This is a genomic window from Rhizobium sp. SG570 (assembly GCF_012275345.1).
In the GTDB taxonomy this organism is placed as follows: Bacteria; Pseudomonadota; Alphaproteobacteria; order Rhizobiales; family Rhizobiaceae; genus Rhizobium; species Rhizobium lusitanum.
Genome location: NZ_JAAZQI010000017.1, coordinates 1 through 24,280, shown reverse-complemented (window position 1 = coordinate 24,280; position 24,280 = coordinate 1). Strand labels below are relative to the sequence as shown.

The following is a 24,280-nucleotide window of genomic DNA, read 5'->3' as shown; positions in this document are numbered from 1 at the left end:
CGCCCTCCCCTACCAGCGCCGTTCGAAGCGGCGCCGCAGCAGGATCGCGCCGATATTCATCGCAACGAGGAAGAAGAGCAGCACGATAATCGCTCCGGAGGTCCTCTCGACGAAGGCCCGCTCCGCTTCGCTCGCCCACATGTAGATCTGCACCGGCAGCGCCGTCGAAGGATCGAGCGGCGAGGCCGGATAGTTGGCGACGAAGGCGACCATGCCGATCAGAAGCAGCGGCGCCGTCTCGCCGAGCGCATGCGCCAGCCCGAGGATGGTGCCCGTGAGGATGCCCGGCATGGCGAGCGGGAGCACATGATGGAAGACCATCTGCATGCGCGACGCGCCGAGGCCGAGTGCCGCGCTGCGGATCGATGGTGGTACCGCCCGCAGTGCCGAGCGCGTGGCGATGATGATCATCGGCAGCGTCATCAGGCTGAGCACCAGCCCGCCGACCAGCGAGGCAGAGCGCGGCAGCCCCATCATGTTGATGAACACCGAAAGGCCGAGCAGGCCGTAGACGATGGAGGGCACCGCCGCGAGATTGTTGATGTTGACCTCGATCAGATCCGTCAGCCGGTTTTTTGGCGCGAATTCCTCCAGATAGATCGAAGCGGCGACACCGACGGGCAAGGCGAGCGCGAGGACGGTCAGCATCAGATAGAGCGAGCCGATCAGCGCGACGCCGAGGCCCGCTGCCTCGGGGCGGCTCGAGTTGCCCGAGAGGAAGAGACCGCTGTTGAAAGCTTCGTGCAGCGCGCCGCTGGCTGTCAGCTGCTTCATCCAGCCGAGCTGCCGATCGGAAACCTTGCGATCCTTCTCGTCGGCCGCCAGGTCGATCTGCCCCTTGTTGGCGGAGTCGATATTGGCGCTCGCAAGGAACGTCACATTCCCAGTCGTTCCGATGATCGAGGGATCGGCCATGATCTTGTTGCGCAGTGCAATCCGCGCACTGTCCGACACCATTGTCGTGGCCTCGCGCACGAGTACGCGATCGGAAGGATCGATGCCCAAGGCCTTCACCAGCGCATCGCGCATGAGGACCGGGTAGTTGGCTGATATCAGCACCTTCGGATCGCTGGCGCGCTTGCCGGTGGGGTCGATGACTTTCTCGGTGAACTCGATCGGTAGGGTTATCGAGGTCTGCACGAAGGCGGTATAACCGTTGCGGACCACGGTCGAGACAAGCGTGAGAAGGAAGACCAGGCCGAAGACTACGGCGGCGATGCCATAGGCCCGAAAGCGGCGCTCGGCGGCATAGCGCTGCTTGATGCCGATATCGCGCCGCGCCGGGGCGCCCGGCGTAAGCCCGCGCGGAATATTCTGTGACGGGGAGGATACGATGTCGCTCATTCGTATTGCTCCCTGTAGCGGCGGACGATGTAGAGCGCGTAGACGTTCAGGCAGAGCGTCAGGCAGAACAGCGTTATGCCGAGCGCGAAGGCGACCAGCGTCTGCGGCGAGGTGAACTCCAGATCGCCGGTCAACTGGTTGACGATTTTCACGGTAACCGTCGTCATGGGTTCGAAGGGATCGAACTGCATGCGAGCTGCGACACCGGCGGCCAGTACGACGATCATCGTTTCGCCGATTGCCCGCGAGGCGGTCATCAGCAGCGCGCCGACGATGCCCGGAAGTGCCGCCGGCAGCAAAACGCGCTTGACCGTTTCCGAGCGGGTGGCGCCAAGACCGAGCGAGCCATCGCGCAGCGACCGCGGCACGGCCATGATGATGTCGTCTGACAGCGAGGAGACATAGGGAATGAGCATGACGCCCATGACGAAGCCCGCCGTCAGGACGCTCTGCGCCTCGATGAAACTTGTATAGCTTCCCGTTAGCAGGCCATCGATCTCCGCCGAGATGTCTCTCAGGAACGGCCCGACCGTGACGAGGGCAAAGAAGCCGTAGACGATCGTGGGAATGCCGGCCAGCACTTCGAGCAGGGGCTTGGCGATCGAGCGCACGCGGGCCGAAGCATATTCGGCCATGTAGATGGCGGCGAACAAGCCGATCGGCACCGCGAACAACATGGCGACGAGACCGATATAGATCGTGCCGGCCAGCAAGGGTATCAAGCCGAAAGTTCCGGATGTCTGTGAGCCGGCACCGGTGAAGCGCGGATCCCAGACAGTGCCGAAGAAGAACTCATGGGCAGGTACCATGCTGAAGAAACGCGCCGCCTCCGAAAGCATCGAAAAGGCGATCCCGACCGTCGTCAGCACCGCAATGGAGGAGGCGACGATCAGGGCGCCGAGGATGACCTGCTCGACACGGTTGCGGGCGCGAAAACGCGGGGCGATGGCACGCAAGCCATGAACCGCGCAAAGCAACGACAGAAGGATCGCCGATGCAGACATCACCATCCGGCTGACTTCGCGCATGCCGTTATATTTATTGGCTGCATCGATCATGTAACCCGTTGGGCGGACCGCGAGTGGCACGCCCTTCTGCGCCAGAAGCAACTGGAGATCGGCTGCGCCGCCGTCAACCGCGGCGAGTTCCTGGCCATCGAGCAGGCGCATGCCGTGGGCAATGCTGCGCACCATGCCATAGCTGAGGTTAAGCTCCGCCTGCGGAAGGGTTCTCACCTCTTCCGGAAAGGACTTGACCACCAGGCGATCGATAATAATCGGGCTGACGATCAGCCAGACACAGACGAGCGCCAGGGCCGGCAGCACCGCCCAGATCGCAGCATAGGCGCCATGATAGCCGAGCCGGGAGTGCATCGAGGAAGACCTGCCGCCTGATATCGCAGTCGCCCTCGCGCGCCCGAGCACGAAGGCAAGGGCACCAATGACCGACAGACACAACAACAGCAGCGATATGCTCATTCCCACTCCCCGGCGAACACCGGCGCGGATCAAACCCGCACCGGTGCATAGTCTCTATGCACTTACATGATCTTCCCGCCGGCGAAGTCCTTGCGGATCTGGTCGCGCTCGCCATCCGGAGCGGGCACGAGGCCGTATTCCGCCAGCGGGCCGTCCGGTCCGATCATCTGATCGCTCGTGAAGAAATCGACATATTCCTTGAGGCCCGGAATGACGCCGAGATGCGCCTTCTTGACGTAGAAGAACAATGGACGCGACACCGGATAGGTGCCATCGGCGATCGTCTGGCCCGACGGCACGATGCCGCTGACGGTGGCGACCTTCAGCTTGTCGGCATTGTTCTGGTAGAAATACAGGCCGAAAACGCCGACGCCGTGCTTGTTGGCATTGATGCGGGCGAGCGTCTCGGGATAGTCGCCGTCGATATCGACTGCGACGCCATCCTTGCGTACAGCGACGCATTTCTTGGTTTGCTGGCCGGCATCGGAAACGGCTGCCTTGATCACGTCGACCGCTCCGGAAGCCTTGCAGCCGGCGGCAAGCACCCGCTCCTCGAAGACTTCCCGCGTCCCGTGCTTCTCGCCCGGAATATAGGCTGATATCTCGAAATCCGGCAGCGACGGCTTGATCTCCGACCACTTCTTGTAGGGATTCGGAACCAGCTTGCCATCAACGACCACTTCGGCGGCAAGTGCCTTATAGAGATCGACGGGCTCGAACTTGATGTCCGGATTGCTCTTGTCGAAAGCGAAAACTATGCCGTCGTAGCCGATCTTGATCTGCTGGATATCAGCGACGCCGGCAGCCTTGCAGGCTTCGATTTCACTGTCCTTGATCGGGCGCGATGAATTGGCGATGTCGATGGAATCCGTTCCGACGCCCTTGCAGAATTCCTTTAGGCCGGCCCCGGAGCCACCCGACTCGACCACGGGCGTCTTGAAATTGGTAAAGGTCTCGCCGAAGCTTTCGGCAACGATCTTGGCATACGGGAATACCGTAGATGAGCCGGCGATCTGAATCTGATCGCGAGCCGTCGCGGCACCAGCAAAGGCAGCCGATGCAACCAGCGCAAGAATAGACAATTTCAAAGCATTCATAATGAATCCCCCTGACGAGCTCTGAAGAGCGCTGTAACGGATGCCACATCCGCCTGGTTCAGCATCACTTTCTTAGCGGCCAAAGCACCGCCCTTTTATGTCAGGCGAGTGAAACAATTATGACAGGTCATCTCTTTGAAATTAATGGAATAAATCACGCCAAAAATGGGCGATTTATGGGGGTTCTTAGAAACGGACGGTAAAGTCCGTTCCCTTCCCGACTTCCGACTTGACGATCAATCTGGCGCGGTGCCGGGTCAGAATGTGCTTGACGATGGCAAGCCCGAGGCCGGTTCCCTTTTTGGAGCGGCTGTCCTCGACATTGACGCGATAGAAGCGCTCGGTCAGGCGCGGTACATGTTCTGCGGGAATTCCCGGCCCGCTGTCGGACACGACGACCTCAACCGCCTGGCCCGGCTCGTTCAGCAAGGTAACCTCCACCGCCTTGCCTTCCTGGCCGTATTTGCAGGCATTCTCCATGAGATTTTCGAAGACCTGCACCAGCTCGTCGCGGTCGCCCAGCACCTCCACCTTGCCCGCCGGCATATGCAGATTGATCGTCACGTCAAGATCGCCGGCAAGCGGTAGCAGCGAGTCGCGCACATGACCGAGCAGCGGCACGAGATCGACCTTCTGATCCGGGGCGATGTGCGATTTCAGCTCCAGCCTGGATAGCGACAGGAGATCATCGACCAGCCGGCTCATGCGCGTCGTCTGGTCGAGCATGATGCCGAGGAAGCGCTGCTGTGCCTTCGGATCCGCTTTGGCCGGCCCCTGGATGGTTTCGATGAACCCCCGCAGCGACGCAAGCGGCGTGCGCAGTTCATGGCTGGCATTGGCAACGAAATCGGAGCGCATGCGATCGATGTGACGCAGTTCCGATATGTCGCGAAACGACAGCAGGAAGAAGCCGGTCTCGACATCGGCCTCCGGCAGCTCGACCGGCGCGATGCGCACGATATAGACGCGCTCCGACGGCAGGCGCTCGGAATGCTCGATCTGGTTCGGCGTGTTGGTGGCTATGGTCTCGCGCACCATGTCGAGCAGGCCGGGGGAGCGCAGCTTCGAGGAGATATGCGCCCCCGCGGGGAAGGCGCCGAAGGCCTTTTCGACGGCTGCGTTCTGCACCAGTACGGATGCCTCGCGATCGATGATCAGCACCGGGATGTCGAGTGCAGCCAATCCGGCAAAAACCATGCGCAGCAGAACTTCCGGATCGATCGGCTGAGGTTCCTCCCGCGACGGCACGACGATCCGCTCCACCAGCGGAGGCCGGATCAGCGCGACGATCATGACGATGGCCCAGATCCAAAAGACAGCGCCGGTATTGATGCCCTCGATGAGCGCAAGTACGGCGATCAGCGTCGCCAGGATCAGCATAGCGCTCTCCTGCCGCAACCGCAGCGCCAGTCTCCTGACAAATGACCATTCGTCTTCCAATTGCGCCCGTCCCTTTGTCTGTCGTTACGGAATGCTGGATTCCGCCTCTTAACCGGGATTCATGACAGAAGTATTCGGCTCTATCCACAGAAGGCGATAACTCACAACAATAAATGTAGCCGGCAAAGAAGGAAAGCCGCAAAGGGCTTGAAACCATTGGATAAAAGTCCCAGTTTGCCCAGCGAGCCTTTTGTCGTGCCCAAGCGACATGTTTTACAGAGCGTAAAGAGCCGAGGAGCCTGACATATGGGAGAGGAACAAGCGAAGAGCCGTGCTGTGGAGCTGGATATCCGCGGCAGCAAGCGCATATTCGATGTCGATGATCCCGTGCTGCCGGGCTGGATCAACGACGAAGCGCTGACTTCGGGTGGCTACCCTTACAAAAAGAAGCTCAAGGAAGAGGAATATCAGCAAGAGCTGGAGATGCTGCAGATCGAGCTCATCAAGGTGCAGTTCTGGCTGCAGGCGACAGGCAAGCGGGTGATGGCGCTGTTCGAGGGACGCGATGCCGCGGGCAAGGGAGGCTCGATCGCCGCAACCTCGGCGCATATGAACCCTCGCCTGGCACGCGTCGTGGCGCTCACCAAACCGACGGACCGCGAGGCCGGGCAATGGTACTTCCAGCGCTATGTCGCCCAATTCCCAACGGCGGGCGAATTCGTTCTCTTCGACCGCTCATGGTACAACCGCGCCGGTGTCGAACCGGTCATGGGCTTCTGCACCCCGAAGCAGTACGAGCAGTTCCTGAAGCAGGCGCCGCAGATGGAAAAGCTCATCGTCCAGGATGGCATCTCCTTCTTCAAATTCTATCTGGATATCGGCAGAGAGATGCAATTGAAGCGTTTCCACGACCGATGCCACGATCCCCGCGCCGTCTGGAAGCTTTCCTCCATGGATATAGCCGCCCTGCCGAAATGGAAGGACTACGGCGAAAAGCGCGACCGGATGCTGAAGGATACGCATACCGATTACGCGCCATGGACGGTCATCCGCGCCAACGACAAGCGTCGCGCTCGTCTGAACCTCATCCGTCACATCCTGCTGACGCTCGACTATGACAACAAGGACAAAAAGGCCATTGGCGAAATCGACGAAAAGATCCTCGGCATAGGTCCAGACGTTCTCAAATAGGGGAACGGCGGCCCGGGCCTATTGTCCGGGCAGCACGCGGATGGCGTAGACGTTGATGCCGCGGGCCTTGCCGTCGACGTCGCTGTTGATGATCAGGCGGCCGGGGCTCGTCGGCGCCAGCGAGCGATCGTAGCGGACCTGAAACAGCGCATCCGTCTTCTGGCGGCTGACCGTAAAGCGATGCCGTCCACAGCTGCCGAGCGAGCCAAAGTCGCATTCGACGGTAATCTGCGTCGGCGTGTCCGAGGTGGACTGTAACGTCAGCGCGATCGTCGACGGCTTGCCCGCCATCTGCTGCAGCACATTGATAGGCACCTGGACCGAGGCCGCGCCATCTGCGCCGCTGCTGAGAGAGGTCAGCCGCACGGCCGGCCCCTCGTTTTCCGAAATATTCTCAGCCTTAGCCTGCGCGCCGGCGGTGACCTTCGACGCGTCCGTCGGCTTCAGTATCGCGACCCACTCTTCGGAAAAGCTGTTCTGCGGGTCGATGGTCGCCAGCCCCGGATTGGCAGGGCCGCTGCTATCCCCGTCGCCCGACGTATCTTCGTCGCCGTTGCCGCCGCTGAAATCCTGCGAATCGACATGCGCCGGCGGATTGCGGACACTCGTGTCTCTCTGCGCCGCCGACATGAACACGCCCGAAGTCTTGATCCACCAGGCTCCGACACCAAGGAAGGCGAGCAGAATGCAGAACACCAGCAGGCGCGAGAAGAACTTGCGCGGCTTGCGGCGAACCGCAGCGCGCTCCGGCTTGAAATTCATTGTTCGCGCCGCTGCCGGTGCGGCTGCGGTCGCCGGCCTTATGGCGCTATCGGCGCCGAGATGGTCGGCCGGCCCTGCGCGCATATCACCGAAATCGCTCTCCGGTGCTGCGGGCTCGACTGTTTCGGGTTCGACCGGAGCGGAAGCGTGGACGGAAAGCGAGGGGTTGCGGGTTTCACCGCGCACGCTCATGACCGGTTCATGCTGTTGTGCCGGCTGCCCGGCCGCCGGTCGTGGCACCGCCGGGGAAACATGCGGGACATCGAGCTGCGGCGAAACCGATATTTCCTCCGCCGGGCGGACGCGCTCCTCGGCCTCGATCTGCCGGATCGTCGCTTCCAGCCGCTGACGCTGGGCGGAGACGACATTGATATCGGTAATATCCTGCTTGCGGAGGCCGGCTTCCAAAGCCTGCCGCGCCGACTGATAGATGCGAGCCCGGATTTCCGGATTGGCGCGATCGGACCGCTCCAACGCGCTTCTGATAGCCGTTTCTAATCCGCTCACATCAGGTCCTTTACTCTCACTCGCAACATACCTGCATACTCTACCGACAAGACGGCCATATTCTTTATCATTCGTTAACCGGATTCGGTAACGCCCCGCCCGGCAATACGCAAGCCTTCGACCAAGGCCACGCGCACTCGGGCGGGGATAAACGTCAAAGACGACGCAATTGCGATGGCGAAAAGGCCGATCCGGCAGGGCCGACTTTCGCGGGGGTCGCACCTGAACGCTGTCCGGCATCTCCGCACTTCCCACCGATTGGGACATCTGCTATTTCTTTGACGTTTTCGTAAACGTCAAAAACGGATGATGTTCATGGCCCTCCCCTCCATCCTGACCGAGCGGCTGCGGCTGCCGGTCGTGGCCTCACCCCTCTTCATCATCTCGCATCCGGCGCTGACGCTGGCGCAATGCAAGGCCGGCGTGGTCGGATCCTTCCCGGCCCTGAACGCGCGCCCGGAAAGCCAGCTCGATGAATGGCTGGCGATGATCACCGAGGATCTTGCCGCACATAATGCCGCAAATCCCGAACGGCCGGCAGCTCCATTTGCGGTCAATCAGATCGTCCATACGTCAAACAAGCGGCTGGAACACGATCTGATGCTTTGCATGAAATACAAGGTGCCGATCGTCATCTCCTCGCTCGGCGCCGTGCCTGAGGTGAATGCGGCCGTGCACTCCTATGGCGGCATCGTGCTGCATGATATCATCAACAACCGCCACGCCAACTCGGCTATCCGCAAGGGCGCGGACGGGCTGATCGCGGTCGCCGCGGGTGCCGGCGGCCATGCCGGCCAACTCTCGCCCTTTGCGCTCGTCCAGGAAATCCGCGAATGGTTCGACGGGCCGCTGCTGCTCGCCGGCGCCATCGCCACCGGCGGCGCCATTCTTGCAGCCCGGGCCGCTGGCGCCGATATGGCCTATATCGGCTCGCCCTTCATCGCGACGGAGGAAGCCCGCGCTGCCAACGCCTACAAGCAGGCGATCGTCGACGGCGCCGCCGCCGATATCGTCTATTCCAACTATTTCACCGGCGTGTACGGCAACTACCTGAAACCTTCCATACTTGCCGCCGGGATGGATCCGGACAAGCTGCCCGAAGCCGACCCTTCGAAGATGGATTTCGAGGCGGCCACGACCGGCGTCAAGGCCTGGAAGGACATCTGGGGCTCCGGCCAGGGCATCGGCGCAGTCAAGGCCATCGAGCCCGTTGCGGCGCTGGTGGACCGGCTGGAGACGGAATATCGTCAGGCGCGTGCACGGCTGGCGCTTTGAACGGGCAAGGAGCGGCCTGTTTTTTCACAGGCTTTTCGCTTTTTTGCGAAATGGCGATTTGGACGCTTGAAATCTGGCCGTATAGACTGTATCAGCGCCATGCAAATCGCGGGGCCGAACCAAAGCCCCTTGAATGCCGCTTTAGCTCAGGTGGTAGAGCACATCATTCGTAATGATGGGGTCGCAGGTTCGAGTCCTGCAAGCGGCACCATTTTTCCAGGCACTACTCTTTCCACACATTGCTACAGCCGTTCTCAGGTGTCTGTTTCCCCTATTTCGTGGCCGCGATATCGCGATTCGAAGCGGCCAATTTAGGGACCGAAGATAGTCAAGAACAAGATGGGCTGCACTCGACTTATCGAACGTGCAAGCTAATGATGGCTGCCATCGGAGGCCTCTATGAATCTCATGAACGCAATCGCCGCCGCCGCTTATCTGGCAGCCACCGGCATGGCATTAGCAGCTCCCGCGGAGAAGCCAATGCATCTGCTCTGCAAGGGCGACGGTATTGATAACGTATATGTTCACCTAAATTCCAAAAAGCAGTTCGGCCACGTCCTTAGTTGCGTCAGCGGCCCATTCATCGCCGACATGATGCCGTGCGCGCCCAATGGCGGATACGGTTTGTCATCTCCCACCGGATCAGCGGATCTCGTCGGCGTCGTCATGCGCTCGCAGGACTATCAACGCCACCTTGGCGGTGTCACCGGATTCACCCGGCAAGGAGACGACGTGACCTTCACGGGAGGTTTTATGGGCTCGAACGGCCTGCAAACATCTTGGACTTTGAAGCTCGATCCGGAAGGCAATGCCGTCGTTCGTGATAAGGAAGGCTCGATACCTTATAAGTGCAAGCCTTACACACCCGATGCTTCCAAGTAAGCCTCTTCGGAATCATCGCCTGCGGCTACAATCGGTTCCGCAAGCCGAGATCAGACGCACTCAGAGCCGTTTCAGCGAAAACGAAAAGTGCCCCTGGGATTCTACGGTCAGGTATTCGAACTGCCAATGGAAATCCTTGCAGAACTTGGTGCAGGCTTCGACCACGCCATAGGGGATAGCGTCGACGACGTTGCCGGTGCAGAAGTCGTGACCGGCAATGCGCCCATCCTGCTTCACCTTGAAGTGGCAGATCGACAGCTCTTCCCATGTCGTCTCGAAACTATGATTGGTATCGATATAGACCCAGTCGAAGAAGCTGTTCGGAAACTCCGCCAGCCTTACCGTCGAATAGCCTTGCACGATATGCAGGCGGCCGTTTTCCAGCGCCCCTCTGAATGTCGTCCTGATCTGCTCCAGACCGTCCTGGTAGCGGGGCGTATCCCATGCATCGATGAGGTAGAGCTCCCGTGGCGCGTTCTTTTCAAGGATTTCCCCGGTGAAGTCGCCGAAGGCCGCGCCGATCTCCGCGCAGATGCCTCCGTGCGGCAACCGGTGAAGAAGCTCGCCACGATCGGGCAGCAGCCGGGCATTTTCCGTATGGTGCAGGCTGAGTTGCGTATGCGGCATGCCGCCCTTGTAGTGAAATCTTGAATCGCGCGTGTTCATGCTGGCGGATACCTTCGACGTTGACTTCGGCCAAGACCGCAGAGACGGCCCGCTTTGAAAACCATGGATGCGAAAATTCTTGGCATTCATGGCTTGCGTCAGGCATTCGGGGCCGCCATCCGCTTCGGCCATGATCGGCGCGCCGGTCATCTCGCGGGCTTTCGCAGGACCTCGGCGGCAATCCCTCGTTTGCGGATCATGGCACGGGAAATCGCTTTGCAAGCGATGCGTTGAATCCGCGTAATAAATACAACCAAAGATTCAGATTTTGATGTTTTTGTGCGTTCTGGATGACATTGGGGGATGCACCATGAAGATTGCTGTGGGTGTTGCGACATGCGGTCGCAAAGCGATTTTGGCATGCATGATCGACAGGCTTGCCGCGCAGACGCGCAGGCCGGATCACCTTTTCCTCTGCCCGGCCACAGACGAAGATATCGACATGGAACGATTGCAATCGGCGCCGTTTCCCGTGAGCATCGTCTCATCTCAACGGGGAAGCTGCCCGCAGCGCAACGCGATCATCGATGCCGCCGCCGGCATGGATGCACTTATCTTCTTTGACGACGATTTCTTTCCCGCGGCAAACTATCTTGCCGAAACGGAAGCGCTGTTCGAGGCCGACAAGGAGATTGTCGTGGCGACCGGAGAGGTCATCCGCGACGGCATCCTCGGACCGGGCCTGACGGCGGAAGAAGCGGACCGGGCCATCGAGGAGGACGCGACCCCTGATCCTGTTCCATCGATCGAAGCCGCTCACAATGCCTATGGCTGCAATATGATCTTCCGCTTGCAGCCGATCCTGGCCAATCGTGTCTATTTCGATGAAGCCTTGCCGCTTTATGCCTGGCAGGAGGACGTCGATCTGTGCCGGAGGCTGCGTCCATACGGCAAGATCGTCAGGTTCAATCGGCTGCGCGGCGTCCATCTCGGGGTCAAAATGGGGCGCACATCGGGCACGCGTCTCGGATATTCCCAGGTCGCCAATCCGCTTTACCTTGTGAAAAAACGCTCCGTGTCGTTGCAATGGGCGCTCAAGCTGATGGGCGGCAACGTTGCCTCGAATATCGTCGGCGCAGTCAATCCACCAGCCTATATCGACCGGCGCGGTCGCCTGCAGGGCAATATCATTGCATTCGGGCATCTGCTTAGCGGATCGCTCGATCCAAAAAATATCAACCGCATGTGAGGCTTTCGGGCTGAGCCGAACAGTCAAGCGTTCGAGCGTCGTCTTTTTGTGATAATGGTCGAAACCGGTCGCGGAATCGGCGGCATCCGGTATTTTTCACCGGCATCATCCAATTGTTTCAAGGACATCATCATGATCCACGTTCTCGCCATCCTCACCGCCCTGCCCGGCAAGCGGGCCGAAGTGCTCCAAGCCTTCCAGGCGAACGTTCCGGCCGTTCACGCCGAAAATGGCTGCATCGAATACACGGCGGTCGTCGATGTCGACGGGGCCGATCCGGCATTCGGGCCTGATACATTCGTCGTCGTCGAGAAATGGGCGAGCATGGACGCATTGAAAGCCCACGCCGCCGCAGCGCATATGGCTGCCTATGGCGAGAAGGTGAAGCATCTTATGGCTGCCCGTGCCGTTCATGTTCTGAATCCGGCATGAGCTTATGACGCCGGACAGCAGGTAATCCGTCGGGAAAACGGCGCCGGAAGGTGCCGTTTTGCATATCAGCCGGCATGTTCAGTTATGCGAGAAATGCGGCTGGTTGCGCCATCTATGCCAGCCACCGCCGCCATGCCATCCGTGATGGTATCCTCGGTCACCATACCAACCAGAATGGTATCCCCGACCACCATACCAGCCATGACTATAGCCAGGCCAGCCGAACAAGCCAAAGGAGTAATAGGGCTGGTAATAATCATCATAATAATAGGGGCGGTAATAGGAATAAGGCCGATAGTAATAGGGTCGATAGTGGTGGTGGTAGTGACGATAGATGATCACCGTATGATGATGATGCCAGCGGTGATGTTGGCGTGCATCGACATGGGTTGCGGGTAGAATGACTACGCCGAGCGCGATGAGCGCTGTTGCCAGAATTTTCATTTCCAGCCTCCTTGGAAGCCGGACGCTGACGCGGCTAGAATCATCCGCGCTTGTCCAGACCAGCAAATAAAACGCGGTTGCGCTCCGATTGTTCCAAAACGCCCGGAGATGGCGGGTATTTTCGAGAGGTTCCGGCCTCACCGTGCCCGGCAAGCGGGCCGGACACGCTCGTCGTCAAGAAAGTGGGCAAAAACATGGGCCTGCGCCGGTCACGCTCTGGAACCTGCCAAGGTCGGACATCGGTAGCCTCAATAAGAAACGGCGCCTTCCGGCGCCGTTTATACATGTCAGTTGCTTATCGTCAGTCGTGCGAGAAATGCGGCTGGTTGTGGTGCCGCCTATCCCAGCGATGATGATGGTATGGCCGGTCGTTACGCCAGCCGTGGTGGCGATTCCAACCATGGTCAGGCTGGTGATGTTGAACGACCATAGGGCGATGATGATGCCAGCGATGATAATCTTGAGCCTCAGCATAAGTTGCGGGCAAAGCGACAATGCCCAGCGCGACGAGCGCTGTTGCCAGAATTTTCATTTTTATTCTCCTTGGGTGCCGAACGAGATCCGGGGGGCTTATAATATCCGTACGTCCGGACTAACGTAACCTACCCAAACGCAAAGGTGGTGCAATGGTTCCACCTATCCCCGGGATGCCGGATATTTTCCGGGTGCTTCCACGTCAGCCACCAGTTCGCGAACAGCCTGGTGGATCAGGCGGCATGCCTCGATCGACGCTTTGCGGCCATTGTGGGCGAGATGATAAGACAATGGCAGGATCTGCTCGGGGTCGACGATCCTGACCTTGTCGGTGATCGGAAGCGCGCTGACGCGGCCAAGGAACGAGACGTAACCGTGATTGGCCACGAGATCGACGATGACAGGCAGGGAATCGGCCGAGGTGATGTCGCGGCCACGGAAGCGGCGCCGGTCGCGGCTATCGTAGCCGAAGGCCGTCGCGGCATTGCCGATGCCGGTACGCGAACTCGGCACGCAGAGCGGGTGATTTTCCACCAGCGCGGCCACCGTCTGCTCCTTGCTGTCAAGCGGCGCGATCGCCACCATATCGGTCGCGACAAGTTCCATGTGCTCGAAAGCATCGAGGCCGAAGACGGAATCGACGATGGCGACATCGATGCGGCCGAACCGCAGCGCCTCGCGCAGGTCGTCCGCGGTCATCAGCATCAGCGACAGCATGTTGCGGTTGCCGCCGATATTCCAGCGCGACACGAGGCTTGCAAGCGAGCGAGCGACCCAGCTTTCAGAGCCTGTCGGGATGATCGACCCGATGCGAACGGCACGCGCGGTCCGCTGAAACCGCTCATCCGCCGCGGCCTTCATCTCGTCCCAGGCCTGGGCGATGCCGGCGAGGATGGCATGGACTTCCTGGCCGGCATCGGTCAGCACCGAACCCTGCGCCTGCCGCTCGAACAGGCGGCAGCCGAACAGCTCCTCCAGATTGGCGATCTGCAGCGAAAGCTGCGGCTGTCCCAGCCGCAGGCGTCGCGCGGCGCGGTTGATGCTGCCCTGATCGGCGACTTCGAGGAAGCGCTCGATGGTGGCGATCTTCAGCGGCAGGCGCGCCGCCCATTGCGCATAATCATCAGGCGCGGGCGCCTCCTTCACCCGGGCGGAAAGCTGGCGGATACCGACAAGGATAGGCTGGAGCCCCTTCTGGACCTTCGAGCTGGCAAGCAGGGTTGCGAGCTCACCGGATGCCCGCTCGACGAGCTTCATGGCAAGCTCCGTTTCCAGACGGCGGAGCGCACTGGAAACGGTCGAGGGAGAAAAAGACAGCCGACGCGCGGTCTCCCTGACGGAGCCGACCGAGAACACCATGTCGGCTATGAACAATGCGCCGAGATACAAACCCTTCTTCCTTCCGCGCCAAGCGAGCGTCCTGCTGCGGCAGCGGGACCGGCTTTGATAGCCCGACGATATGATGTGTTCTTGAAAAAAGATATCCCTAAGCACAGGGGCGGCCGCTATCGTTTCTTCGTCGCCTAACCGATCCAGCCACAGAAATGAGATCGGAACAGCGTCAAACGGGTAAGGGGAACAAAAACAAACGCACTTGCCCCCGAAAAAAGAAATCCAATTTCGCGCGAATGTCGAGTACGCTCGTCATAATCGCGCGACTGCAGCGGGAAACCGAAGCGACATCGTTTTTTCTCGATGAGCGCTATTTGCCCGAAGCAGTCAGAAATTCGCTTGTGGGTTGTCGGCTCACACGAACGCTTGTGTGTCCGGACAGTGGCCTTGAGGCGGCGCGGGCCTGCAAAACAAAGGTTTAACGGGGTACAAAGGGAAACATCATGTTCAAGAATCTTGCACTTGCCGCCACGCTGACGGCGTTGCTCGCCAGTGGTGCCAGCGCCGCCGACGTCGTCGTCTCCTCGAAGATCGACACCGAAGGCACCCTGCTCGGTAACATCATCCTCGCCACGCTCAATGCCAACGGCATCAAGGCGCAGGACCGCATCGCGCTCGGCACGACGCCGGTCGTGCGCAAGGCGATCACCGCAGGCGAGATCGACATCTATGCCGAATATACCGGCAATGCCGGCTTCTTCTTCAACAAGGCCGACGATGCGGCCTGGAAGAACCTGCAGCAGGGCTACGACCTCGCCAAGAAGCTGGATTATGACGCCAACAAGATCGTCTGGCTGACGCCCTCGCCCGCCAACAACACCTGGGCGATCGCCGTTCGCAGCGATGTCGCCGGCCCGGCCAAGCTGAAGACCATGTCCGATTTCGGCAAGTGGGTTGCCGGCGGCGGTCCCGTGAAGATCGCGGCGTCCTCCGAGTTCGTCAATTCGCCGGCGGCCTTGCCGGCATTCCAGACGACCTACGCCTTCCAGCTCAAGCCCGACCAGGAAGTCGTGCTCTCCGGCGGCGACACGGCGGCGACGATCAAGGCGGCAGCCGACCAGACCAACGGCGTCAACACGGCCATGGTTTATGGCACCGACGGCGCCATCGAAGCGGCCGAACTGACGGTTCTCGAAGACGACAAGAGCGTGCAGCCGGTCTATGCCCCGACGCCGATCATCCGCGAGGCCGTGCTCAAGGCCAATCCGAAGATCGAAGAGGTTCTGGCTCCAGTCTTCAAGGGCCTGACCGCCGACGTGCTGCGCAAGCTGAACGGCCGCATCCAGGTGGATGGCGAGCCGGCCAAGGCTGTCGCCGAATCCTACCTCAAGGACAATGGCTTCCTGAAATAAGGCTTCGCCGCTGATCTCGCGGCTCCGTTTTCGATAGAGTGGAGCCGCGGGACATTAAAATGGGCATGGTCTTGTCCGAAACCGCCTCATTTTTTGGGCTCATGCGCTGACGGAGCTTGCCTTATGGAAGATGCGCTAGCGGTCCGCAGAGTGGACCGTCTCGGAGTGGTGCTGGTGGCGGGCGGCGCGCTGGCGGCGGCCTTGATGCCGTTCATCATCGTCAAGGCAAACCGCATCGCCGCCGGCAAGCCGCAGTTGCTCACGCAGCTTCTTGGCCAGCCGGCCACAATGATCCTGCTTGCCCTTCTCGTGGCCGCCGCCCTTGCCGTGCTGTTCCTGCGCAATCAATTTCTTCGCCTCGGCATCGGCACCCTTGCGATCGCCATGCTCATCGTCACGCTCGGGCTTGTTTCGACGGCGGCAACGCCGACTGGAAGCACGGTGGCGCGCATTACGCCCGGCGGCTCCTTCTGGGTGTTGCTGGCCGTTGTGGGGTTGATGATTTCGGATGCGCTGGTGAAGCTTCGGCTGACGCCCTGGCTTAGGGTCGCCGCGCTGGCGCTCTATGCCGCCCTGCTCGTCGCCGTTCTGCGCTCCGGCCTGCTCGATAATCTGTCGATCATGAAGGAATATGGCAATAACGCCGACAAATTCTGGCGCGAGGCGCTCGGCCACATGTTTTTGTCCCTCGGTTCCGTCGCCATCGCCATCGTGCTCGCCCTGCCGCTCGGCATCTTCTGCTTTTGGCAGCCGCGCCTGCGCGCCGTGGTCTTGCGGGCGCTGAGCCTGGTGCAGACCATTCCAAGCCTGGCGCTGTTCGGCATTCTGATGCTGCCGCTCGGCTATATCGCCGCCCATGTTCCCTTCGCCGCCGCGATCGGCATCCAGGGCATCGGCGTGGCGCCGGCGCTGGTGGCACTGGTGATCTATTCCTTGTTGCCGATCGTCGCCAACACCGTCGTCGGCCTTGCCGGCGTCGATCCCTCCGTGCGCGATTCCGCCGCCGGCATGGGTTTGACGCGAAGGCAGATCCTGACGGGCATCGACCTGCCGCTCGCCTTTCCGGTCATCCTCACCGGCATCCGCATCGTGCTGGTACAGGCGATCGGCCTCGTCACGGTCGCGGCCCTAATCGGCGGCGGCGGTTTCGGCCTCTTCATCTTCCAGGGCATCGGCCAGACGGCCAATGATCTGGTGTTGCTCGGCGCCGTGCCGACAGTCATTCTCGCCTTCTCATCGGCCGTCATCCTCGATGCGGTCATCGACAGCATCCGGGGACAACGCGCATGACCGCCATGATCGAGCTTAAGGGCGTGACCAAACGCTACGGCGCCGCCACCGTGGTCGATGATGTCAGCATGAGCATGGAGAAGGGCACGATCACCGTCATCGTCGGCACGTCGGGCTCCGGTAAATCGACTCTGATGCGGATGATCAACCGGCTGGTGCCGATATCCGAGGGCCGCATCTCTGTTGGCGGCGAGGATATTATGAGTGTGCCGGCGACCGAGCTTCGCCGCCGTATCGGCTATGCCATCCAGGGCCACGGGCTGTTTCCCCACCGCACCGTTGCGCAGAATATCGCGACCGTCCCCGAGCTGCTTGGTTGGGACAAGACGCGCATCGAGGGGCGTGTCGAAGAACTCCTCAATCTCTTCCGTCTCGATCCCGGCACCTTTGCCGCCAAATATCCGAGCCAGCTTTCCGGCGGCCAGCAGCAGCGCGTCGGCGTCGCCCGCGCGCTTGCCGCCGAGCCGGAATTGCTGCTGATGGACGAGCCCTTCGGCGCGCTCGATCCTGTCATTCGCGGCAAGGCGCAGGACGATCTGCTTGATATCCAGAAGCAGTTCGGCACAACGGTCGTTCTCGTGACCCATGACATGGACGAGGCCTTCCATCTCGGTGACAAGATCGCCGTGATGAGCGGCGGCAAACTGCTCCAATGTTCGGAGCCCGAGAAGATCCTGACCGAGCCGGCCGATCCCTTCGTGCAGCAATTGACCGGCACGTCGGACCGCGCGCTGAAGCTGATGTCGTTGCTGCCGTTGAAAGAGAGCATGCAGCCTCTCAGGCCCGGTCTCGGCTACAGCCTGCCGCAAACGCTTAATCTGCGTGACGCGCTGGCCGAACTGATCTGGCAGGGTGCCGACGAGGCTTCGGTCGAGGACGAGAGAAAGGTGCCGGTCGGTTCGATCTCGATCCAGCATCTGATAGAGCTGGGCCGCAAAGCATGAAACTTCTCGCCGCCAATCTCTTTCGCCTGCTGGCGCTGGCACTGCTGCTGGTGTTGCTGTTCCGTCCGGAATGGCTGACGCCGATCCTGGCGCCGCTGACGAAATTCGGCGCCTCACCGATCTATACGCAGAACAGTCTTCCGAGCCTTGCCCTCAGCCATCTCGAGCTGATCGTCGTCTCGATCGGCGCGAGCGGTATCCTGGCGGTGCTTGGCGGCATCTTCGTCACGCGGCCGATCGGGGCCGACTTCCTGCCGCTTTCGCGGGCGATCGCCAATGCCGGCCAGACCTTTCCCCCCGTCGCGGTGCTGGCGCTCGCCATTTCCACCACCGGCTTCGGCGCGGTCCCGACATTGATCGCGCTTTTCCTCTATGCGCTGTTGCCGATCTTCGAGAACACCGTCGCCGGATTGCAGCAGGTGCCGGCCTCCGTGCTCGATGCCGCCGACGGCATGGGCATGAATGGCTGGCAGCGGCTGTTCCGCGTCGAGCTGCCGCTTGCTCTGCCGCTGATCATCGAAGGACTGAAGATCGCGACCGTCATCAATATCGGCACGGCAACCATCGGCTCCACCGTCGCCGCCAAGGGCCTCGGCGAGGTCATCATCGCCGGGCTGATCAACGACAACACCGCCTTCATCCTGCAAGGCGGCCTGATCGTCGGCCTGATGGCGGTGCTGATCTATGATGGCATGGAGATGATCGAACATTCGATAACCCGCAAGATCGGCCTGCAGCCCCACTGAAGCCCCTAGGTGTCGCCTCGTCGGATCGAAAGCAGCGGCCCCACGATCAACGATACCTCAATGCCTGCTAGTTTTCCTCGCTCGGGGCCAATGACGCTCCGGGCACATAGAGGGAGATCGGCCTGATTTCATAGACGGCGGTCGGGTTGACGCGACGCAGGTCGCGCGCCATTTCAACGGCTGCCTCCAGTGTTGGAAAATCGACGACATAGAAGCCGAGCAGCTGCTCTTTGGTTTCTGCAAACGGTCCATCGATGACCATGCCTGCGCCCTTGCCCCGCAAGGTCACGGCGCGCTGCGTCTGGCCAAGGCGGGCTGCCGGCCCGAGCGACTTCTCCTTGACGAGACGATCATTGATCTGGAGCAACTCGGCCATGAGCGCTGCATCCTCTTCCTCGCTCCAGGATTCCACTACGCCCTCTTCGTGATAGGCCAGGATAGCGTAGTACATAGGTCCCCCCTTCGAACATCAGTTAGCTTTGGCCGATCGAGCCGTTGGCCTGAATGCTCGGAGTGTAAGCAGGCTGATCGAAATTCAAAAGCCCCGGAGCCGCCTTAATCTCAATAGTTGAATGTTGGTATGGCACCACCCAAGCGCACTTGTCTTGTCCGGCGACCGATGGCATTGGCTTGGGAAGATGCTCAGATGATATACGGAGGCGCCGATGGCCAAGATGATTCACACGATGATCCGTGTCCTCGACGAGGCGCGTTCGGTTGAATTCTACAACAAGGCTTTCGGGCTTGAGATCGCCGACCGCGTCGCCTTCCCGACCTTCACGCTGATCTATCTCAGCAATGCCGAGACCGGCTTCGAGCTGGAATTGACAGTCAACCAGGGCCGCAGCGAGCCTTACGTGCTCGGTGAAGCCTATGGTCACCTGGCCGTCTCGGTCGATGAGTTGAAAGACGAACACGCACGGCTGGCCGCCCTCGGGCTCAATCCCGGCAAGATCGTCGAACTCAATCGCGATGGGAAACTTTTCGCCCTGCTGTTTTTCGTCACCGACCCCGACGGCTACAAGATCGAGGTCGTGCAAAGACACGGGCGGTTTCAATAGAGCCGCACAAGCCAAAGCCCCGCGGCACCGGCGGGGCTTATGAAACCGGATCTGGCGGCGCGCTTACATCCAATAGGGCGGCACGCCAAAATAATCGTGGCTCTTGTGGCCATGATCCTTATGGTCGTGTTCGTCTTTGCTGGCGAAGCGGCGCGCTTTCTCAATGTCATTCTTGGTCATGCTGACACGATAACCGTCTATACGAGCATCATAGCGCAGCTTTTCCCAAGGCAATCGGTAGTGATCCTGACCGATGCCGAAAAAGCCGCCGAAGCTCAGAATGACGAAAGCAATGCGTCCATCACTTTTTTCAAGCATCAGCCGCTCAATATGACCAATCTGCCTACCATCCGAACCGAATACCTTCGATCCTTCGACGCGGTCGCAAGCGACCAGCATCGACATGTCCTTGACGTAGAGGTCACGGCCAGAGATTTCGGCACTCTCTTTATGCATATGCGCACCTCCTTTTGGATACGCGTCACATAAACTTTGGAGCGCCCCATCTGCTCAATAAGGGCAAGACGATGCTCCTATGGGTATGCGCCCACGGCCCATTAACGCTCCGTTACCGCAAAAGTTCCAGCATTTTTTTCAAAACTGTAAAAAAACGTGAGCGCACGACAATTATTGACGTTTACGTCAAGGTTATTATAGCTTTCATCGCGCTCGAATGATTTAGTTGCGAGCGAAAGCTGCGACGATATGAAAAGCGGGAGACTTTTCCGTCGCGCGGTGACACTTTACATAACCGCCGCGCAAGCGGCGGGGCGTGGTGATGATGCGTAGAGGAGGAAGTGCGCATGAATTCAGTCTCCGCTCCTTCGGATAGACCGCAAGTCAAAAAAATATGGCTTGCTTCCTATCCGGACATAGTACCGGCCGAACTGCCGCCGCTGGAGCATACATCACTCGTCGCACTGCTGGAGGAAAGCTGCGCGCGCTACGCCGACCGGCTCGCCTTCACCAGCATGGGCAAATCGATCACCTATCGCGACCTCGATACGCAAACGCGCAAGATCGCCGCCTGGCTGCAAAGCCTCGGCCTTCAGAAGGGCGATCGTGTCGCCGTCATGATGCCGAACGTGCTGCAAAATCCGGTCACCACCTACGGCATACTTCGCGCCGGCCTCGTCGTCGTCAACGTCAATCCGCTCTATATGCCGCGTGAACTCGAGCACCAGCTGCGCGATTGCGGCGCGAAGGCGATCTTCGTCCTCGAGAATTTCGCCCATACGGTGGAGCAGGTCCTGGCGCATACGGATGTGCGCCATGTCGTCGTCACCGCCCTCGGCGACATGCTAGGCGTGAAGGGCCATATCGTCAATTTCATCGTCCGCAAGGTGAAGAAGCTGGTACCGGCCTGGTCCATCCCCGGCCATCGCAATTTCAAGGCCGTGATCGCCGAAGGGGCGCGCCTGCCGCTGAAGCCTTCCGAACTCTCCGGCAGCGACATCGCGTTTCTGCAATATACCGGCGGCACGACCGGCGTTGCCAAGGGTGCGATACTGACGCATACCAATCTGCTCGCCAACCAGCTGCAATTGCTGCTCTGGCTGCAGTCCGCCTATATCAACAAGCCGCGGCCCGAGCAGCTGACCTTCGTCTGCGCGCTGCCGCTCTATCACATCTTCGCATTGACGGTGAACTCGCTGATGGGCATGTCGATCGGCGGCCATAACGTGCTGATTGCCAATCCGCGCGATATACCGGGCTTCATCAAGGAGCTTGGCAAATACAAGTTCGACATGTTCCCCGGCCTGAACACGTTGTTCAACGCCCTGATGAACAATCCCGAGTTCATCAAGCTCGACCTGTCGCAGACTGCGACGCTGGCTGGTGGCATGGCGGTGCAGCGGCCTGTGGCCGAACGTTGGCAGAAGATGACGGGCGCCTGGATCACCGAAGGTTACGGTCTTTCCGAGACGTCGCCGGTCGCGAGCGCCAACCGCTTCGACAGCTCCGAATTCTCCGGAACGATCGGCCTGCCTATATCAGGCACCGATTTCGATATTCGCGACGAGAACGGCAATTCGCTGCCGCTCGGCGAGGTCGGTGAAATCTGCATCCGTGGACCGCAGGTCATGGCCGGCTATTGGAAGCAGCCGGCCGAAACTGCGCGGGTGATGACATCGGACGGTTTCTTCCGCAGCGGCGACATGGGCTTCATGGACGAGCGCGGCTATACGAAGATCGTGGACCGCAAGAAGGACATGATCCTGGTCTCGGGCTTCAACGTCTATCCGAACGAGATCGAGGAGGTCGCCGCCATGCATCCGGGCGTTCTCGAGGCGGCAGCGATCGGCGTTCCGGACCCGCATTCCGGCGAAGCGGTGAAGCTCTTCATCGTCAAGAAGGATCCGGCACTGACCGAGGCCGATATCAAGGCGCATTGCGCCGCCAACCTCACCAACTACAAGCGCCCGCGCTTCGTCGAATTCCGTGCGGAGCTGCCCAAATCGAATGTCGGCAAGATCCTGCGCAAGGAGTTGCGCGGCTGACATAATTCCATGCCATTCAGGAGGCTGCTCGTCCCAATCCGCGAGCGGCCTTTTTTCGTTTTGGACGATACGTGAACTTGATTTACGCCCTACATAGGGAATAGTTTCCGCGACCAAACTCAAAGCGCCCGGCCCCGTCTGACGGCAAGCGGCGCGAACCGCAAGGAGCCTCCCATGAACGCCCTCGTCGATCAATTGAAGAGCACCGCATCGGCAACGAAGGCCACGGATATCCGCGCCGCCTTTGCCGCCGATCCCAAACGCTACTCCCGCTTCAACGCTTCGTTCGACGATCTGCTGATGGACTATTCCAAGACCGCGGTGAACGACGATATCCTCGTCCTTCTCGAAAAGCTCGCGGCTGAAGGCGGCATTGCGGCCAAGCGCGAAGAGATGTTCTCGGGCGTTGCCATCAACTTCACCGAAAACCGCGCCGTGCTGCACACAGCGCTTCGCAACCGCTCCAATACGCCTGTGCTGGTCGACGGCAAGGATGTCATGCCTGATGTCAACGCCGTGCTGGCGGCCATGGGCAAGTTTGCCGACGGCATCCGCTCCGGCGCGCTGAAGGGCTCGACCGGCAAGGCGATCACCGACGTCATCAATATCGGCATCGGCGGCTCCGATCTCGGCCCGGTCATGGCGACGCTGGCACTGGCGCCTTTCCATGACGGTCCGCGCTCGCACTTCGTCTCGAACATCGACAGCGCGCACATCGCCGACATTCTGAAGCTCGTTAAGCCGGAAACGACGCTGTTCATCGTTGCCTCGAAGACCTTCACCACGATCGAAACGATGACGAACGCCCAGACGGCGCGCAAGTTCATCGCCGATGCGCTCGGCGAAGCCGCCGTGCAGCACCACTTCGCCGCCGTTTCGACGGCGCTCGACAAGGTCGCCGCCTTCGGCATCGACAGCGAGCGCGTCTTCGGCTTCTGGGATTGGGTCGGCGGCCGCTACTCGATCTGGTCGGCCATCGGCCTGCCGCTGATGATCGCCGTCGGCCCCGAAAACTTCGGCAAGTTCCTCGACGGCGCGCATGCGATGGACAACCATTTCCGCAAGGCGCCGTTCAAGGAAAACCTGCCGATGCTGCTCGGCCTCATCGGCTTCTACCATCGCAACGTGCTCGGCTATCCGACGCGCGCCATCCTGCCCTATGACCAGCGCCTGTCGCGCTTCCCGGCCTACCTCCAGCAGCTCGACATGGAATCGAACGGCAAGGGCGTCACCATCGACGGCACGCCGGTCGAAGGCAATTCCGGCCCGGTCGTCTGGGGCGAGCCCGGCACCAACGGCCAGCACGCCTTCTACCAGCTGATCCACCAGGGCACGAGCGTCATCCCGGCCGAATTCATGATCGCCGCCAACGGTTTCGAGCCGGAGCTGCGCCACCAGCATCAGCTGCTGATGGCCAATTGCCTGGCGCAGTCGGAAGCATTGATGAAGGGCCGCACCTTCGAGGAGGCCAAGGCGCAGCTCACCTCCAAGGGCATGGACGACAAGAAGGCCGATTTCATCGCGCCGCACCGCGTCTTCACCGGCAACCGCCCATCGATCACCTTCGTCTACGACAAGCTGACGCCATTCGCCCTTGGCCGCCTGATCGCGCTCTACGAACACCGCGTCTTCGTCGAAGGCGTGCTGTTCCGCATCAACTCCTTCGACCAGTGGGGCGTCGAGCTCGGCAAGGAACTGGCAACCGGTCTGCTGCCTGTCATCGAAGGCAAGGAAAGCGCTGCCGGCCACGATTCCTCGACACAGGGGCTGGTGGCCGCGCTAGAGCGTTTCAGGTTTTGACGGAAGCGTATCCAGCGTTGACGAAGTAGTTGTTGCATTCGTTGGGCTCGATTGTTTTGACGAGATGTCCGAT

The 24,280-nt window shown here is 60.4% G+C and carries 23 protein-coding genes and 1 tRNA gene; 13 read left to right on the top strand and 11 right to left on the bottom strand.

The genetic code is table 11. From position 1 onward, the window contains the following. Positions 1-9 precede the first annotated feature (9 nt). The 4 genes from pstA to phoR form a co-directional block, all read right to left on the bottom strand. The gene (gene pstA, locus FHT28_RS27520; protein WP_168597950.1) at positions 10-1,344 is read right to left on the bottom strand and encodes a phosphate ABC transporter permease PstA; all 1,335 of its coding nucleotides are present in this window, start codon (positions 1,342-1,344) and stop codon (positions 10-12) included. After that, on the bottom strand, positions 1,341-2,822 hold the full coding sequence (gene pstC, locus FHT28_RS27515; protein WP_037203120.1) for a phosphate ABC transporter permease subunit PstC: 1,482 nt from the start codon (positions 2,820-2,822) through the stop codon (positions 1,341-1,343). The genes pstA and pstC overlap by 4 nt, the downstream gene beginning before the upstream one ends. Before the next feature lie 62 nt (positions 2,823-2,884). Further along, a complete protein-coding gene (locus FHT28_RS27510; RefSeq protein ID WP_037203119.1) occupies positions 2,885-3,919 on the bottom strand; it encodes a substrate-binding domain-containing protein in 1,035 nt (344 codons plus the stop codon). Positions 3,920-4,105: 186 nt separating this feature from the next. Beyond that, on the bottom strand, positions 4,106-5,299 hold the full coding sequence (gene phoR / locus FHT28_RS27505; RefSeq protein ID WP_037203117.1) for a phosphate regulon sensor histidine kinase PhoR: 1,194 nt from the start codon (positions 5,297-5,299) through the stop codon (positions 4,106-4,108). A gap of 306 nt (positions 5,300-5,605) precedes the next feature. On the opposite strand from phoR, the gene ppk2 reads away from it, so the two are divergent. Beyond that, positions 5,606-6,490: a polyphosphate kinase 2 gene (gene ppk2 / locus FHT28_RS27500; protein WP_037203115.1), complete on the top strand. Its 885-nt coding sequence runs from the start codon at positions 5,606-5,608 to the stop codon at positions 6,488-6,490. 18 nt (positions 6,491-6,508) lie between these two features. On the opposite strand, the gene FHT28_RS27495 is transcribed toward ppk2, so the two are convergent. Then, positions 6,509-7,759 carry a hypothetical protein gene (locus tag FHT28_RS27495; RefSeq protein ID WP_037203113.1) on the bottom strand — a complete coding sequence of 417 codons (1,251 nt, stop codon included), beginning with the start codon at positions 7,757-7,759 and terminating at the stop codon, positions 6,509-6,511. A gap of 315 nt (positions 7,760-8,074) precedes the next feature. On the opposite strand from FHT28_RS27495, the gene FHT28_RS27490 reads away from it, so the two are divergent. The 3 genes from FHT28_RS27490 to FHT28_RS27480 all read left to right on the top strand — a co-directional run bounded on the left by FHT28_RS27490 (position 8,075) and on the right by FHT28_RS27480 (position 9,916). Further along, entirely contained in the window at positions 8,075-9,034 is a 960-nt protein-coding gene (locus FHT28_RS27490) for a nitronate monooxygenase family protein (RefSeq protein WP_168597949.1), read from the top strand. Positions 9,035-9,169: 135 nt separating this feature from the next. Continuing rightward, positions 9,170-9,245, top strand: a tRNA-Thr gene (locus FHT28_RS27485). 188 nt (positions 9,246-9,433) lie between these two features. After that, entirely contained in the window at positions 9,434-9,916 is a 483-nt protein-coding gene (locus tag FHT28_RS27480) for a hypothetical protein (RefSeq protein ID WP_168597948.1), read from the top strand. A gap of 60 nt (positions 9,917-9,976) precedes the next feature. On the opposite strand, the gene FHT28_RS27475 is transcribed toward FHT28_RS27480, so the two are convergent. Next, positions 9,977-10,582: a class I SAM-dependent methyltransferase gene (locus tag FHT28_RS27475; protein WP_037203110.1), complete on the bottom strand. Its 606-nt coding sequence runs from the start codon at positions 10,580-10,582 to the stop codon at positions 9,977-9,979. 310 nt (positions 10,583-10,892) lie between these two features. On the opposite strand from FHT28_RS27475, the gene FHT28_RS27470 reads away from it, so the two are divergent. Together FHT28_RS27470 and FHT28_RS27465 are read left to right on the top strand one after the other, a co-directional pair. After that, the gene (locus FHT28_RS27470) at positions 10,893-11,771 is read left to right on the top strand and encodes a glycosyltransferase family 2 protein (protein ID WP_168597947.1); all 879 of its coding nucleotides are present in this window, start codon (positions 10,893-10,895) and stop codon (positions 11,769-11,771) included. A 132-nt stretch (positions 11,772-11,903) separates the two neighbouring features. Continuing rightward, the gene (locus FHT28_RS27465; protein WP_037203333.1) at positions 11,904-12,203 is read left to right on the top strand and encodes a putative quinol monooxygenase; all 300 of its coding nucleotides are present in this window, start codon (positions 11,904-11,906) and stop codon (positions 12,201-12,203) included. 78 nt (positions 12,204-12,281) lie between these two features. Here FHT28_RS27465 and FHT28_RS27460 read toward each other — a convergent pair whose 3' ends face one another. The 3 genes from FHT28_RS27460 to FHT28_RS27450 form a co-directional block, all read right to left on the bottom strand. Further along, complete coding sequence (locus FHT28_RS27460; protein WP_210255892.1) at positions 12,282-12,647, bottom strand: hypothetical protein; 366 nt, start codon at positions 12,645-12,647, stop codon at positions 12,282-12,284. Positions 12,648-12,948: 301 nt separating this feature from the next. After that, the gene (locus FHT28_RS27455) at positions 12,949-13,179 is read right to left on the bottom strand and encodes a hypothetical protein (RefSeq protein ID WP_131511987.1); all 231 of its coding nucleotides are present in this window, start codon (positions 13,177-13,179) and stop codon (positions 12,949-12,951) included. Positions 13,180-13,283: 104 nt separating this feature from the next. Further along, positions 13,284-14,510 carry a LysR family transcriptional regulator gene (locus FHT28_RS27450; protein ID WP_168597946.1) on the bottom strand — a complete coding sequence of 409 codons (1,227 nt, stop codon included), beginning with the start codon at positions 14,508-14,510 and terminating at the stop codon, positions 13,284-13,286. A 446-nt stretch (positions 14,511-14,956) separates the two neighbouring features. On the opposite strand from FHT28_RS27450, the gene FHT28_RS27445 reads away from it, so the two are divergent. The 4 genes from FHT28_RS27445 to FHT28_RS27430 all read left to right on the top strand — a co-directional run bounded on the left by FHT28_RS27445 (position 14,957) and on the right by FHT28_RS27430 (position 18,845). Continuing rightward, positions 14,957-15,865, top strand: a complete 909-nt coding sequence (locus FHT28_RS27445; protein WP_037203099.1) for an ABC transporter substrate-binding protein — start codon at positions 14,957-14,959, stop codon at positions 15,863-15,865. A gap of 123 nt (positions 15,866-15,988) precedes the next feature. Beyond that, positions 15,989-17,155 (top strand): ABC transporter permease, encoded by a 1,167-nt coding sequence (locus FHT28_RS27440; RefSeq protein ID WP_168597945.1) that lies wholly within the window; start codon positions 15,989-15,991, stop codon positions 17,153-17,155. A 5-nt stretch (positions 17,156-17,160) separates the two neighbouring features. Further along, positions 17,161-18,099, top strand: a complete 939-nt coding sequence (locus tag FHT28_RS27435) for an ABC transporter ATP-binding protein (RefSeq protein WP_244655110.1) — start codon at positions 17,161-17,163, stop codon at positions 18,097-18,099. After that, complete coding sequence (locus FHT28_RS27430) at positions 18,096-18,845, top strand: ABC transporter permease (protein ID WP_047556135.1); 750 nt, start codon at positions 18,096-18,098, stop codon at positions 18,843-18,845. The genes FHT28_RS27435 and FHT28_RS27430 overlap by 4 nt, the downstream gene beginning before the upstream one ends. 67 nt (positions 18,846-18,912) lie before the next feature. Here FHT28_RS27430 and FHT28_RS27425 read toward each other — a convergent pair whose 3' ends face one another. Beyond that, complete coding sequence (locus FHT28_RS27425; RefSeq protein WP_047556137.1) at positions 18,913-19,296, bottom strand: YciI family protein; 384 nt, start codon at positions 19,294-19,296, stop codon at positions 18,913-18,915. Positions 19,297-19,510: 214 nt separating this feature from the next. Between FHT28_RS27425 and FHT28_RS27420 the strand changes: the two genes are divergently transcribed. Continuing rightward, on the top strand, positions 19,511-19,906 hold the full coding sequence (locus tag FHT28_RS27420) for a VOC family protein (protein ID WP_037203092.1): 396 nt from the start codon (positions 19,511-19,513) through the stop codon (positions 19,904-19,906). A gap of 63 nt (positions 19,907-19,969) precedes the next feature. Here FHT28_RS27420 and FHT28_RS27415 read toward each other — a convergent pair whose 3' ends face one another. Next, on the bottom strand, positions 19,970-20,362 hold the full coding sequence (locus FHT28_RS27415; RefSeq protein WP_037203090.1) for a PRC-barrel domain-containing protein: 393 nt from the start codon (positions 20,360-20,362) through the stop codon (positions 19,970-19,972). Positions 20,363-20,709: 347 nt separating this feature from the next. Between FHT28_RS27415 and FHT28_RS27410 the strand changes: the two genes are divergently transcribed. Both FHT28_RS27410 and pgi read left to right on the top strand, forming a co-directional pair. Further along, positions 20,710-22,407: a long-chain fatty acid--CoA ligase gene (locus FHT28_RS27410; protein ID WP_168597943.1), complete on the top strand. Its 1,698-nt coding sequence runs from the start codon at positions 20,710-20,712 to the stop codon at positions 22,405-22,407. 174 nt (positions 22,408-22,581) lie between these two features. Continuing rightward, a complete protein-coding gene (pgi, locus tag FHT28_RS27405; RefSeq protein ID WP_168597942.1) occupies positions 22,582-24,207 on the top strand; it encodes a glucose-6-phosphate isomerase in 1,626 nt (541 codons plus the stop codon). Positions 24,208-24,280: the final 73 nt, after the last annotated feature.

What these genes read in the sequence shown, in the direction of transcription:
- FHT28_RS27430 (WP_047556135.1), top strand. Translation starts at nt 18,096, where the DNA reads ATGAAACTTCTCGCCGCCAATCTCTTTCGCCTGCTGGCGCTGGCACTG.
- FHT28_RS27435 (WP_244655110.1), top strand. Translation starts at nt 17,161, where the DNA reads ATGATCGAGCTTAAGGGCGTGACCAAACGCTACGGCGCCGCCACCGTG.
- pstA (WP_168597950.1), bottom strand. Translation starts at nt 1,344, where the DNA reads ATGAGCGACATCGTATCCTCCCCGTCACAGAATATTCCGCGCGGGCTT.
- FHT28_RS27470 (WP_168597947.1), top strand. Translation starts at nt 10,893, where the DNA reads ATGAAGATTGCTGTGGGTGTTGCGACATGCGGTCGCAAAGCGATTTTG.
- FHT28_RS27465 (WP_037203333.1), top strand. Translation starts at nt 11,904, where the DNA reads ATGATCCACGTTCTCGCCATCCTCACCGCCCTGCCCGGCAAGCGGGCC.
- FHT28_RS27410 (WP_168597943.1), top strand. Translation starts at nt 20,710, where the DNA reads ATGAATTCAGTCTCCGCTCCTTCGGATAGACCGCAAGTCAAAAAAATA.
- pgi (WP_168597942.1), top strand. Translation starts at nt 22,582, where the DNA reads ATGAACGCCCTCGTCGATCAATTGAAGAGCACCGCATCGGCAACGAAG.
- FHT28_RS27475 (WP_037203110.1), bottom strand. Translation starts at nt 10,582, where the DNA reads ATGAACACGCGCGATTCAAGATTTCACTACAAGGGCGGCATGCCGCAT.
- FHT28_RS27415 (WP_037203090.1), bottom strand. Translation starts at nt 20,362, where the DNA reads ATGCATAAAGAGAGTGCCGAAATCTCTGGCCGTGACCTCTACGTCAAG.
- FHT28_RS27490 (WP_168597949.1), top strand. Translation starts at nt 8,075, where the DNA reads ATGGCCCTCCCCTCCATCCTGACCGAGCGGCTGCGGCTGCCGGTCGTG.
- FHT28_RS27480 (WP_168597948.1), top strand. Translation starts at nt 9,434, where the DNA reads ATGAATCTCATGAACGCAATCGCCGCCGCCGCTTATCTGGCAGCCACC.
- ppk2 (WP_037203115.1), top strand. Translation starts at nt 5,606, where the DNA reads ATGGGAGAGGAACAAGCGAAGAGCCGTGCTGTGGAGCTGGATATCCGC.
- FHT28_RS27440 (WP_168597945.1), top strand. Translation starts at nt 15,989, where the DNA reads ATGGAAGATGCGCTAGCGGTCCGCAGAGTGGACCGTCTCGGAGTGGTG.
- FHT28_RS27425 (WP_047556137.1), bottom strand. Translation starts at nt 19,296, where the DNA reads ATGTACTACGCTATCCTGGCCTATCACGAAGAGGGCGTAGTGGAATCC.
- FHT28_RS27455 (WP_131511987.1), bottom strand. Translation starts at nt 13,179, where the DNA reads ATGAAAATTCTGGCAACAGCGCTCGTCGCGCTGGGCATTGTCGCTTTG.
- pstC (WP_037203120.1), bottom strand. Translation starts at nt 2,822, where the DNA reads ATGAGCATATCGCTGCTGTTGTTGTGTCTGTCGGTCATTGGTGCCCTT.
- FHT28_RS27460 (WP_210255892.1), bottom strand. Translation starts at nt 12,647, where the DNA reads ATGAAAATTCTGGCAACAGCGCTCATCGCGCTCGGCGTAGTCATTCTA.
- FHT28_RS27445 (WP_037203099.1), top strand. Translation starts at nt 14,957, where the DNA reads ATGTTCAAGAATCTTGCACTTGCCGCCACGCTGACGGCGTTGCTCGCC.
- FHT28_RS27510 (WP_037203119.1), bottom strand. Translation starts at nt 3,919, where the DNA reads ATGAATGCTTTGAAATTGTCTATTCTTGCGCTGGTTGCATCGGCTGCC.
- FHT28_RS27420 (WP_037203092.1), top strand. Translation starts at nt 19,511, where the DNA reads ATGGCCAAGATGATTCACACGATGATCCGTGTCCTCGACGAGGCGCGT.
- phoR (WP_037203117.1), bottom strand. Translation starts at nt 5,299, where the DNA reads ATGCTGATCCTGGCGACGCTGATCGCCGTACTTGCGCTCATCGAGGGC.